6 protein-coding genes are annotated in these 13,627 nt (G+C 54.7%); 2 read left to right on the forward strand and 4 right to left on the reverse strand.

From position 1 onward, the window contains the following. Window positions 1-275: 275 nt before the first annotated feature. The 4 genes from AB8B76_RS04895 to AB8B76_RS04910 all read right to left on the reverse strand — a co-directional run bounded on the left by AB8B76_RS04895 (window position 276) and on the right by AB8B76_RS04910 (window position 7,487). Window positions 276-1,790: an arylsulfatase gene (locus AB8B76_RS04895; protein WP_405270829.1), complete on the reverse strand. Its 1,515-nt coding sequence runs from the start codon at window positions 1,788-1,790 to the stop codon at window positions 276-278. A gap of 107 nt (window positions 1,791-1,897) precedes the next feature. Continuing rightward, window positions 1,898-2,812, reverse strand: a complete 915-nt coding sequence (locus AB8B76_RS04900; protein ID WP_405270831.1) for a dienelactone hydrolase family protein — start codon at window positions 2,810-2,812, stop codon at window positions 1,898-1,900. Window positions 2,813-2,925: 113 nt separating this feature from the next. Beyond that, window positions 2,926-4,323 (reverse strand): efflux RND transporter periplasmic adaptor subunit, encoded by a 1,398-nt coding sequence (locus AB8B76_RS04905; RefSeq protein ID WP_405270833.1) that lies wholly within the window; start codon window positions 4,321-4,323, stop codon window positions 2,926-2,928. After that, entirely contained in the window at window positions 4,320-7,487 is a 3,168-nt protein-coding gene (locus AB8B76_RS04910) for an efflux RND transporter permease subunit (RefSeq protein ID WP_405270835.1), read from the reverse strand. Before AB8B76_RS04910 ends, AB8B76_RS04905 begins: the two co-directional genes overlap by 4 nt. Window positions 7,488-7,827: 340 nt before the next feature. Here AB8B76_RS04910 and AB8B76_RS04915 point away from each other — a divergent pair, with 340 nt between their 5' ends. Both AB8B76_RS04915 and AB8B76_RS04920 read left to right on the forward strand, forming a co-directional pair. After that, entirely contained in the window at window positions 7,828-10,989 is a 3,162-nt protein-coding gene (locus AB8B76_RS04915; RefSeq protein ID WP_405270837.1) for a WD40/YVTN/BNR-like repeat-containing protein, read from the forward strand. 79 nt (window positions 10,990-11,068) lie between these two features. After that, window positions 11,069-13,543 carry a DUF305 domain-containing protein gene (locus AB8B76_RS04920; protein ID WP_405270839.1) on the forward strand — a complete coding sequence of 825 codons (2,475 nt, stop codon included), beginning with the start codon at window positions 11,069-11,071 and terminating at the stop codon, window positions 13,541-13,543. Window positions 13,544-13,627 lie beyond the last annotated feature (84 nt).

The following is a 13,627-nucleotide window of genomic DNA, read 5'->3' on the forward strand; positions in this document are numbered from 1 at the left end:
CCGCTACGTTCGCTAGATTGGGGGACGCTCGCTTCGCGAATCGCAGCAGCTTGCCTGATGCCGATGTAGACGCCGACGCCGACGTCGACGCCGATCACACAAGGCGCTTTCGTAGCTCCGCGCTTGGACGACTAGCGCTACTTACGAAGCAAGCGTCCCCCTACTAGCGAGCGCAGTAAGTAGTGCTAGTCGTCCAAAAGTCACTTAGTAACAAAGTGCAAAAAAAGGGGCCCTCAGGCCCCTACTTCGAAACACCGATCTTCATAACCCCATACTTATGGCGCCCCAGGGGGCGAAGTGAGCTTTTCCATAACCTGCTCCAGAGAGAAACTCGCCGCCTTTTGTCTAGGAGGATAGTCCTGAAAAGTAGTAAGGAACTGACCCACATAGTCTTGCGCAGGCACCAACAGATAGGCGCGATCAATCATCCAATCGTAATAGGTGTTGGAGGTCAGTTGCGCCCGCTCGTAGGGATCCCGTCGCAGATTGAAAATTAGCGGTAGTCTCAGTTCGACAAAAGGCTCAGACCAAGCTTGCAGGGTCTGGGCAACACGCTGCTCCAGGAACACCAGCTTCCAGTCGTTGTAACGCAGCGCCATCAGATCACCATCGTCGGAGAAGTAAAAAATCTCGTTTCGTGGCGTCTCGGTGGTTTCACCGGTGAGGAACGGTAAGAAATTGTAACCATCCAGATGCACCTTGTACTTGCGCCCAATGGCGCGATGACCTTTTAACAGCTTGCTCTTCACGTCAGGTTCACCGGCGACCGCGAGGAAGGTAGGCAGCCAGTCCATGTGGTGCATGATTTCGTTGGAGACGGATCCCGCCTCAATTTTTCCGGGCCAACGAACCGCCGCAGGCACGCGCCAGCCGCCTTCCCAGTTGGTGTTCTTCTCTCCACGGAAAGGTGTCATACCCGCGTCAGGCCAGGTGTTCATGTGTACGCCGTTATCGGTCGAGTAAAACACCAAAGTGTTGTCCGCGATGCCTAGGTCATCAAGGAGCGTTAAAAATTCCCCGATGTGCAGATCATGCTCAACCATGCCGCAGGTGTATTCATCCGCTCGCGGATACATCGCTTTACAGGATGACATCTTGTTGTCTGCAACGTGCGTGCGAAAGTGCATCCTGGTACCGCTCCACCACACGAAAAATGGCTTGTCATCGGCCACGGACTTCTCAATAAACGCTTTGGCCGCAGCGACGGTTTCATCGTCGACGGTCTCCATACGTTTTTTAGTAAGAGGGCCCGTATCCTCGATTCGGCCATCGGCGAAGGAGTTGATGACCCCTCGAGGGCCATACTTGCGTCGGAATTCCGGGTCGGTTGGATAATCGTAATTCTCGGGCTCTTCCTCAGCATTCAAGTGGTAGAGGTTCCCAAAGAACTCATCAAAACCATGGTTACTGGGCAGGTGCTCGTCTTTATCGCCCAGGTGATTCTTACCGAACTGGCCCGTTACATAGCCATGGTTTTTCAGCAGGCCGGCAATAGTGGGATCTTCTTCCTGCATACCCAACTCAGCGCCGGGCAAACCAACTTTTGATAAGCCTGTACGAAAGACCGACTGCCCCATGATGAATGACGATCGACCAGCAGTGCAGGACTGCTCACCGTAATAGTCGGTGAACAACATGCCCTCACTGGCTATACGATCGATGTTAGGCGTCTGATATCCCATTACGCCGCGGGTATAAGCGCTGATATTGGATTGACCTACATCATCGCCCCAGATAACCAAAATGTTTGGCTTATCTGCCGCGGCGGCGGTGAGACTTGCTCCCGCCAAAGCGAGCGCAGCACTGTTTTGAGTGCTTTCCGCGCTACGAACGCCCCGTGGCCGGGACTCCCTGTGAACTTTCTATAAAGCAGTTTAGCTGAATACCGAATGGGGGGCTATGCGGACAGGTGTTCCTGAAGAAAGGCCACCATCCTGGTCCATGCGAGCTTCGCTGCCTCTGCGTCATAACGAGGCGTCGAGTAGTTGTGAAAGCCGTGGCGCGTCCCTGGGTACACATGCATTTCGTAAGTCACACCTTGGGCTACCAGAGCCGATTCGTAAGCCGCGCGCATGGCGTTGACCCGATCGTCGTTCTCGGCGTAATGCACCTGCACCGCAGCACTAATATCTGGAACCTTCGCCGTATCAGCCGCAGCGCCATAAAAGGGTGCTGCTGCCTGGAGTTCATCACCCAGCTCGGTGGCGAGGAAATTGGTAGTACCGCCACCCCAGCAAAATCCCGTGGCCGCTAACTTACCCGTGGAAAGGGGGTGACCTTTGACGAACCGCGCACTGTTCACCATATCTTGGCGAAGCTTGGCCTGGTCAAGCGTCCGCTGCATCGCGCGGCCATCATCGTCGTTACCCGGGTAACCTCCAATAGGTGCCAAACCATCGGGCGCAAGGGCGAGAAAACCAGCGACAGCAAAGCGACGAGCGACATCTTGTATGTAGGGATTGAGGCCACGGTTTTCATGCATAACCAATACCGCGGGAAAAGGACCGTCTCCGACCGGCTGTGCGAGATATCCACGCATCGCGCCTGAGCTTCCCCCAGGGGACTCATAGTCAATCCAGGTCGCCTTGATACGCTCGTCCGTGAACAGCACTTCCTGTGCTTTGGCGTAGTTGGGAATCAGCGCCTTGGCCATGCTCAGCGCGGAGGCGCCGGCAATTGTTAGGGCTGCAGCGCGCTCAAAAAACTGTCTGCGATTGAGTTTGCCATGACAATATTCGTCATAGAGCTCAAAAACCTGATCATCTATCTCGTGTTGCTGTAAAGATCGTTGTTGCATGGTTTGTTGTTGCATGAATATGAAAGCCTCTATCTACAAGCAAGAAGCTCTTCATGTTCCCACATTCAACAACAACTTACAGGGGCTTTAGGGAGCGCTTCCGCTATCGCCCAGGCTTCACGTCGCTTTTAGCGGACCACCAAGGCCTCGGGAGCATCGAGCGCCTCCAAAGCATCAAGTGTTGGCTCAGCATCTGTTTCTGAATCCTGGGGACCAAGAATCGTGACTCGCGCGCCCGACCCCGCTCTGCTGAGTGACGACACTACGAGGGGCTCACCAGCCTCGAGATCGTTCGCACGAATCAACAGGCTCATATTGCCCTCAGAGTCCTCGCGGATACCTACACGTTGAATATCAACAGACTTCAGCATTTCGTCCTCAACGGTGTACACAATACGGTCGGCGTAGACGCTTTGCAGAGGCACTTCAATGAGATCCTTTTGGGGAGGTAAGGTGATCCGCACATCCACCGCACGACCCAGCGCTAATTCGCTACTAGCCGGCGATGCAAACAAGACGTCAGTACCCGCTCGCCCACTGCGAACTTGAGCACCTATTTCCAGTAGCTCCAGTCTCACCCACTCGCCGCCCACTCGAGCATCTGCGCCTATACTCTGACCGTTGCTCACAGCGGCGTGCAATGCCGTCGCGTCTCGCTCAGGGAGAGATACGCGCACTTGCTGTGAGTCGGCGTTAAACAAAGACATGACGGTTTGGCCCGCGTCGATCCTGGCTCCTATCGCGGCGTCAATTGCAATCACAGTTCCGTCAAACGGCGCGACCAGCGATAGGCGCTCAAGGTTCAGCATACTTTCCTGAAGATCGGTTTCGGCACGGGTAACCCTGGCCTGTGCTGAGGCACGCTGCGCTTTGTGGCTGGCGAGCAACATTTCCTGTTGATTCAGCGCCATTTCCATCTCCAGACGCTGCTGCTCAAGCGCGTCGTAGTCCGTCACAGAAATCTGCCCCTTTTTGTAGAGTGTCTGAAATCGCTCCTGCTTTTTAACCGTAAGCTCAAAGAGCCGTCGCTGATGCTCAGCGTTCTTCGTTTCAGCCGCCTGTTGCGCTTGCAGACGGTCGTACTCTCCCCGGGCCTCTGTAAGCGCAGCTTCATGGCGGCGAACAGATAACTGCGCGTCTCGATCATCAAGACGCAGCAAGAGATCTCCAGCTGCCACCTTTTGACCCTCACGCACATTGACCTGAGTCACGTAGGCTAGCGTCGCGGCCCGTAAGGCTGTTGTATTCGGATTTTCCACACGCCCAAAGACATGTATCTCAGGAGAGAGCGATTCAAATTCCGCAGGCCGCGCAACGACGGGAATGGCCTCGGGAGTCGCATCCACTTCCAACTCCGGGCTGGAAAACGCACTTAGACCGAAGATGGCTACCATCGATCCCAATAGGATCGACAAACTGATCCTCGCGGACGCACTGAGCGCTCGCACATAGCGTCCGAGAACACTGCCACGCAGCCAGCGGCCTAGGAGTCGAAAGGGGGACGAAAGCATTGTTAGGACATTCATGAGCCAGGTGCTCCAAGTGCAGGGTTTTTCAGGTCATCAGCGCGGCTTTGGAGGCGGCGCCAGGATAGTTCGCAGCTTTCGAGCGCGGATAGGATTGCAGGGATAACCAGCAGTATCAGACCGGTGCCGTAAAGCATGCCGAAACAAATCACGGTAGCGAGGGGAATAAATGCAGCTCCCATCAGCGAAGACTCGAGCATCATGGGAACCAGACCCAAGCCCGTGGTCAAAGAGGTGAGCAGTACGGGACGCAGGCGTTGGCGCACAGCTTCGGTAATCGCCTCATCGGCTTTCATGCCGGCATAGCGATGGTCGCGGTAGGCGGTCACAAGAATAATGGAATCGTTCACGATTACCCCTGTAAGGGTAAAAATGCCCAGGAACGCGAGCGGTGTAATGTTAAAGCCCATGCCCCAGAGACCAAGCAAGGCGCCCGTCAAACCAAAAGGTATGGCAAACATAATCGCCAGGGGCCAAGTCAGGGAATGCAGCGTCCAGGCCAGAATGATGTAAATCAATAAAAGGGTTATCAAAAAACCGATAAACATTTCGCGTAAGAGTTGGCTCTGCTCGTTCGCCCAGAACCCCTTGCCCGGACTCACGCCCCACTTACTTGCTATAGACGGCATGATATCGGCTTCAAGCTCGTTGATAACGGCATCTGCTGTCGTGATGGACTTGTCGGGGTAAGCCCGTACAGCAACCGTCTGGACACCATTCACGTGATTGATCTTGTCGATACCTCGACGACTCTCGATATTGGCTACCGTAGACAAGGGAAGAATCTCGCCGGTTGGGGTCGTAACCGGGAGCCGCGCGAGGCTCGTCAAACGATGACGCTCCTGACTGGGAAGAGAGACACGGACTTCCAGTTCAGCATCGTCCTGTGTAAACAACTGAATGCGCTCTCCTTCAAAAGCCGTACGCACCTGACGCCCTACTTCTGTAGAAGAAAGGCCCAAGGCCCGGCCTTCGGGAGTCAGATTGAATACCCATTGATCGCGACCGTAGGGCAGGTCGTCGTGAACGTTGTTTACTCCCGGCATTGTGCGCATGACTGCGGCCAGCTCATCCGCGGCTCCCTTGAGCGCGGTAGTATCGTCACCGCTAAAGGTGAGCTCTATCTCCGGCCAAGGCTGATCACCCTGCTCGATCTGTAGTTGTTCAACGATTGTCGACTCCGGAATCGACGACTGCCAATGTTCAAGAAACTTGGCCAGACTGACTTCGCGAGACTCCGGTGAGGTCAATTCAACAAACACGCTGGCGAACTCCGGACCGTCTCTACGATCCCTGCTAATCGTTGCACCATTCAGCTGCACCCAACGCGCGACGATGTTCCCGCCGCCAAAATGCTCATCGGTAGACTTAACTTGATCTTCGAGGGCCTCGAGATAGGCCTGGCGCTGGTCTGCAGTCGCATCGGCTGTGAACTGGATATTGGCTTCTGCAAACTCAAAGTTGATATTCATATTGAGATCAAACTTGATGTAGCTCATCGCGACCAAACTAATCGCAAAAAAGAACGCGCTGGCTGCAGAGGTAATCGCCACGCGGCGGTGTACCAGACACCAGTTGAGGATCGGAAGCACCCAATTCTCCCGGAAACGCTCAAAGCGCTCATCAAAGGCTTTCCGTAATGCCGGCGTAGGTTTTTTGTCTTCTGCCATGCGCCGAAAAGAGTGCTTGAGATGACCGGGCATAATCAAAAAGCACTCGACGAGCGAGGCGAGGATGACGCACAACATAAGTATAGGAATCTCACGAATGTCGTCGCTGTTCACAATCACCAGCGGTAAAAACGCAGCCATGGTAGTTAAGCTAGAAGCCACAATCGGCGCGAACATACGCTGGGCACCAACGACTGCGGCCTCTTCCGGTCCCAATCCATTTTCAAACTGCCAAAGGGAATGCTCGCCAACGACAATGGCGTCGTCAACGACGATACCCAAGGCCATAACCAGACCGATCATGGAGAGAAAATTCAGGCTTCCGCCAAACCCATAAAACAGAAGCAAGGCGCCCGCAAAAGAGACTGGAATGCCCAATGCAACCCATCCTGCTACGCGAAGATTCAAAAACAAGAACAACATCGCCAGCACCAGGCACAGACCTGATACTCCGTTTCGCAACACTAGACCCATGGTATCGGCGGCGAAACGCCAAGCTTCGATGAATACTTTGGTCTCTACGCCCCGGGCCAGGAGAGACTCCTCCTGTTGCGCGCGCCAGGTCTTGATAACGTTGGCCGCGTCAAAGGTGTCAGAGCTATCACCTCGACGCACACGAAGCTCGATAGCAGGCTTACCCTCGATTAAGGAATAGCGCTGGTTTTCGATCGCGCGGCGCTCGATATGCGCTATGTCACCGAGTTGTGCCAACTGGTCGCCCGAAGTTGACGCGATGGGAAGCTCTTCAAAGCCTCGTACGCTTCGTTGCTGATCCATGGACCGAATCTGGCGTCGTCCCTGCCCCGCACCGATGGTCCCTGCGGGAGTGTCGTTACTCAGCCTCGCCACGGACTGCGCTATATCAACGATACTCGCGTTCATTTCCACGAGCGTTAGGCCGTCGATTTCGATGGCGATTTCTTCCTGAGGAAGGCCACGCAGCTCTACCACATCCGCACCAAGAGCGCGGAGCTGGCGCTCGGCCTCATGCGCCAAAGGTGCTAGCTCCGTAAAATTGTCGGGTCCCGTAAGAAAAACCGCCGCAACAGTCTCGTACCAACGGTCTATTGCCACTCTTGGGGGCTCGAGATTCACAGGCAAATCGCGAACCAAAGCTATGCGCTGCTTGATGGTGTCCACAGCGTTATTGATTTCCACGTTACGGTCAAAACGAAGCTGAACCCACGCGATACCGTTGCGAGTCCAGGAGTTCAGTCGCTCTATCCCTTCCAAGCCGCGGAGCTGATGCTCCACCGGATTAGTAACGAGCTTCTCCATGTCTTCGGCAGAGGCACCAGGCCATTGCAATTCGACTTCAGCGACATTCCAGCTCTGGTCCGGGTTCATCTGAACCTTGATCTTGATGCCGCCCCAGACACCGGCCATCAACATGATCACCATAAGGAGATTTGCGGCCAGACGATGACGGGTGAACATATCGATCCAGCCGGATCGACCGGATTGTGGTGACTTACCTGTTGCGGGGGCTTCCACGATTGCAGACTCACGCCAAATAATTGCTAGTGCGTGCAATCTACTCTTACATCGTCAAGCTGTGGGGTGCTTTGCGGTGAGTCGCAGGATTTTGACGACTAGTGGCCCTGAGTAGCGCGAAACTTCAAAAAATCAAGGCTGTCAGACATGCTTTGGTCTTCGCAGCGCAATAAACACCGCAGCCACCAAACTTTGCACGCCACCATCGACCAGTGGAGAAAACAGGGCGACATCTCCCGTAGGGTCAGGCTGCCCGGGAATTGCTGGAAAAACAGCTTCGAAAAAGATAGCAGTCTTAGTGATGTAAGCTACAGTTTTCGTATACCAGTGGAAGCTTCTAATGACCTACTTAAGAATCAGCCGTCGTCGCGCTTTCGTCATGCTGCTTACAACCCTAGGGTTTTGCCTTGCCGGTCTTGGCGGGCCCGCACTGAGTGCCGATAGCGTTGATGCTTCGCTTTATCAGACCATGGCATATCGCAACATCGGTCCCTTTCGCGGAGGAAGAGTTACCGCTGTAGCCGGAATCAAAGATGACCCACTGACTTACTACTTTGGAGCCACCGGTGGTGGCGTTTGGAAGACCACGAGCGCCGGCAGCGCTTGGGAGAATGTCTCCGATGGCTTTTTCAACACCGGCGGCATTGGCGCCATCGACATCGCTGACAGTGACCCAAACATTATTTTTGTAGGTACTGGCGAAGGTCCTGTGCGCGGAGTAAAAACCTCCCACGGCGATGGCGTCTACAAGTCTACCGATGGGGGTAAAACCTGGACACACATGGGCCTCGAGGCAACTCGACACATTAGCCGTATACACATTCACCCGAGAAACCCCGATGTCGTCTTCCTTGCCGCTCAAGGTAACCCCTGGGGCGCCAACGAAGAGCGCGGAATCTACAAAACCGTAGACGGTGGCAAGAACTGGACGAAAGTACTCTTCGTCAATGAAGACTCAGGCTTCGCCGACATGAGCATGGATGCCAGCGATCCGAACTTCCTGATGGCCACCAGCTGGGATTTTCGCCGCCGGCCTTGGGTTGTGAAAAGCGGAGGCCCAGGCAGTCGGGTTTACAAAACAACCGACGGTGGAGAGAGCTGGACCGAAGTAACAAAGGGCCTCCCTGAACTGAAGGGCAAGATGGGTATAGCCATATCACCGGCTAACCAAAAAATCGTCTACGCCGCCGTCGAGGCAAAGGACGGCCAGGGAGGTGTTTACCGGTCCGATGACAGTGGCGAAAGTTTTACCCAGGTAAGCGACGACCCAAATACCTGGGCGCGCGCCTGGTATTACATGCACATCACGGCCGACCCCAACGATGAAGACGAAGTCTGGGTGATGAATGGTGTACTGATTAAGTCCATAGACGGCGGGAAAAACTTTGAACGCATTAAAGCTCCTCACGTCGACCATCACGCCGTATGGATCAATCCGTCTGATAGCAACATTCTCATTAACGGTAATGACGGCGGCGCTAATGTTTCCATGGATGGCGGTGCGACCTGGTCCACACAAATGAACCAACCGACAGGTCAATTCTATCGAGTGATCACAGATAACAACTACCCGTACCGCATTTACTCGGCACAGCAAGACTCCAATGGCATCACCATCGCCAGCCAGAGTATGAGCGCTAGCGGTGGTGGCATAGGATTAAGTCACTGGTGGTCTATAGGATCTGGAGAGAGTGCAACAATTGCCTTCAACAAAGATGACCCCAAATATGTGTACACCACGTTCTTTGCAAGCATGCTTGGCGAATGGAATCGCGACACGCGCCAGTACCGCAACGTGCGCCCCTACCCGGAACGCATTACCGGCGAGGAGCCAAAAAACCTGAGATACCGCGCGAACTGGAACGGCCCCGTCATCGTGTCACCTCACGACCCCGAGCGTCTTTACTATGGTTCGCAATACTTAATGACCTCCACGGATCGTGGCGTCAGCTGGACCGTGATCAGTGATGACCTCACCCGCAATGATAAAGATCACCAAGGCCGCGGTGGCTACCCTATTTCCAATGAGCAGATTACCGCGGAGAGCTACAACAATCTGTTTGTGATCGCTGAAAGTCCTGTTCGCCAGGGCATCATCTGGACAGGCTCGGATGACGGGCTCGTACACCTCACTCAGGATGGCGGGAAGACCTGGAAGAATGTCACACCCCGAGGACTCTCCGAGGGCATCATCAACGTTATCGACGCATCACCTCATGATGCGGGCACAGCGTATTTCGCCCGTGCCGGCTTCAAAATGAACGACTTCACGCCGGTCATCTACAAAACCGATGATTACGGAAAGTCCTGGAAGAAGATTGTTAAGGGTATTCCCTCCGACACCTTCGCGCGCACAGTGCGCGTCGACCCCAAGAGACCCGGGCTTTTGTACGCTGGCACCGAGAATGGACTGTTTGTGTCCTTTGACGATGGCGGGAACTGGCAAAGCCTGCAGTTAAATCTTCCACAAGTACCGATAACGGATCTCTACGTGCAGCAGGATGATTTGGTGGTATCTACTCAAGGTCGTTCTCTTTGGATTCTGGACGACCTGACGCCCTTACATCAGCTCTTTGATGGTATTCCCGATACCGGGGCTGTCCTTCTCGACCCGCGAGATCCTATTAGGAACATCTCCAATGGCTACCCCGACGACGGACCGGGAGAGAACCCACCCCGAGGCCTTCAGGTCCACTATGTACTCAGTGAGCAAGCTGACGAGCCCATCCAGTTTGAAATTGTGAATCAGCGCGGCGACGTCATACATACCGACAGGTCCGACCTCGAAGGGACGATTTGCGGTCGTGGTCAGGCCGAAATACCCCGTCCTGAAACCATTTCCACGAAGATCGGTGACAACCTCTGGGAATGGCGGTTGCAGATGGGCGAGTTTGAATGTCTACCAGAGATTTACAGCGTATCTGGCAGCATGGACGCATATACAGCTGCGCCCGGGGACTACACCGTGCGCATGACTATCGGAGGGAACGTACAGGAGCAGAGCTTCAAAATTCGTGTGGACCCTCGCCTGGGCGGTGATACAGCCGAAAACCTGCAGGAGTATGCCGAGATGGACGCCCTTTCCAGCTCGCTTATGGAAGCCGCCACAGCCATGAGCAAAGGCGTTACCGACTTGCGTTTAATCAAGAAGCAACTCGCGCTCATCAATGAGCTGGGGCCACCACAGGAGGTCGTCGATAAAGGCACAGAACTGGAATCCGATGTTGACGCCTGGATTGAGCTTATCCTTCAGAAAGAGCTCAAGACATTCCAGCACGTGTATCAGCATGAGGGGCGTTTTCTCATGAAGATTAAGGATCTTCTTGGCCGAATGCATCGCTCACAGATCCCTCTAACCGATGGTTTCAAAGAAGTCACCGGAGACTATTTGCAGCTATGGAGTGGCTATGAGGCGCAGTTGGCTACGATTCGTGGCGAGGGTTTAGACGACTTTAACGCGCTAGCGGAAAAGAATCGCGTCTCAACGATAAAACTTCCTTGACGATCAGGTGGCAACACCACAGCACTGAGCTATCATCAGGCATCAAAATAAAGCTTAGCACTTTGGAGCACATCAACTGATGAACAAGCATTACAGAAGCGCGATACCTGCGTCATACACTCTGGCTCTCGTTTTGGGGACTCTGAGTGTGGGCTTTTCCACAACTAGCCAGGCACAGGTCCCTATCGTCAAACCGGGCGCTCCAGGGCAGGCAACACAAACCCTAAGCGCTGAAGAAGCCGTTGCGATCGCTGAGTCGTCTTATTCGCCTGCCGACGTAACCTTTATGCAGGACATGATCCCCCACCACCATCAAGCTACGCAGATGGCCTTGTTGGTAAAAGATCGCACCAACAACCCCGCACTCGTTGACCTGGCAGATCGCATCAACGGCACCCAGGCCGATGAAATTGCCTTTATGCAGGAGTGGCTCGCTGAGCGTGGGGAAGACGTCCCCGCCCCATCGAATCATCAGGCCATGCACATGCATCACGATATGGCTGGTATGGCGAGTCCAGAGCAGATGGCGGCGCTCGCGGAGGCCGAGGGAACAGACTTCGATCGAATGTTTTTGACACTGATGATCCGGCATCACGATGGCGCCATCACCATGGTCGACGACCTGATGGATCAGCCTGGCTCCGCCTATGATCCGGTGCTTTATGAGTTCACTAACGACATAAGCAACGATCAGGCTGTAGAGATCGAACGCATGAATGGAATGCTCGTGAGCCTATCTGAAGATCCCAGGTCAGGCCTGAAAGCCGGCGTGTTCGATGCGGAACAAGCGATTTCCAATCTGGAGCTCGTTGCCAGCTTGCGTAAGCCCGATGGCTTCTTTGATCCCGCCAACCCTGCCGAACGCGGCGCCCGAGCGCTCGATGAAGAAGACAACCAGGGGGACGAGCGCGACGAAGCGGAAGCCGAGAGCGAAGCGCGCTCGACCACCATAGAAGATGACGCAAGAAATTCTCGACGTCCCATGCTGAGTTTCGCCAACACGGACATGGCCTTTCGCGATGACGTATTGGTGGCCGGTAACTATCACGGCTTTAATGTCTACCAACTCCAGCACGATGGTGTTCCTGATTTAATGGCTTCCATTGTCTGCCCTGGCGGTCAGGGAGATGTCTCTATCGTTGGTGACCTACTGTTTATGTCCGCACAAGAGAACCGCGGGCGTCTGGACTGCGGCCTCGAGGGAGTAACTGAAGACGTCAGCGCCGATCGCTTCCGCGGCTTGCGAATCTTCGACATTTCCGAGCTGACCAGACCTCGCCAAGTTGGCGCTGTGCAAACCTGCCGCGGATCCCACACCCACTCCGTGGTTTCTGGCCCCGACAAAGACGGCATCATCACCATTTATAACTCCGGCACCTCTTCAGTCCGCGAGGAAGAAGAACTGGAAGGCTGCATCGGAGAGATTCCTGGCGATGAACGTACCGCACTCTTCCGCATCGATGTTATCGAAGTGCCTGTAGATAACCCCGCCGCAGCAAAAATTGTGGACAGCCCCCGCGTCTTTGCGGACTCGGAAAGTGGCGTCGCTGCGGGCCTGTGGCGCGGAGGCGATCACGGTGAAGGCACCCAAGACACCTCGCCGACGGATCAATGTCATGACATTACCGTATTCCCCGAAGCCAACATCGCGGCAGGCGCCTGCTCGGGCAATGGGATCATCTTCGATATCAGTGATCCGGCTAAGCCTACCCGTATTGACGTCGTTACCGATAAAGGCTTCGCATACTGGCACTCAGCCACCTTTAACAATGATGGCACCAAAGTGTTGTTTACCGACGAATGGGGTGGTGGGTCGCGCGCTCGCTGCCGCGCCTGGGATCCACTGACCTGGGGCGCTGATGCGATCTACGACATCGTGGATGGCAAGTTGGTGTTTGGTGGTTACTTCAAGATGCCTGCTCCGCAGTTAGAATCAGAAAACTGCGTAGCGCATAACGGATCCATCATCCCTGTTCCAGGTCGCGATATTTTTGTTCAGGCTTGGTACCAGGGCGGCATTTCAATTATCGACTTCACTGATTCCGGGAACCCCGTGGAGATCGGATACTTTGATCGCGGCCCCTACTTTGAAGACGAAATCATCACCGGCGGATTCTGGTCTGTGTATTGGTACGAAGGCTTCATTTATGGCACAGAGATCGTGCGGGGACTGGACGTATTTGACCTTGTAGCCAGCAATTACCTCAGCGAGAACGAGATAGCGGCGGCCAAACTTGCCGATCAGGGTGCATTGTTCAATCCTCAGCAGCAGTTTCGCGTTAGCTGGCCTGCGGAGCCCACCGTCGCTTTGGCCTATCTTGACCAGCTGGATCGCGACAAGGCGCTGAGTAGCGACATGCAAGAAACGTTGCGCGGCGCCCTAGAGCGTGCGCAGACAGCACTGACTGCTGATAAGCGGGACCGTTCTCTGTCGCGCGAGCTCAACAAGATGGCGAAAACTCTGTCTTCATCGGATGTTTCAGCGGACCATGCCCGGCGGGTTGCGGACCTGTCTAAAACACTGAAAGGCATTGCGAAAGGCTTGCGTAGCTAAACTCCTTAAAACTTCGGTGCCCGCGGTGGAACTCGGTAACCATACTGATTTTCGCCGCAGGTGCCGGGCTGATCTAGTCAGCCT

Source organism: Congregibacter sp., from assembly GCF_045107095.1.
GTDB lineage: Bacteria > Pseudomonadota > Gammaproteobacteria > Pseudomonadales > Halieaceae > Congregibacter.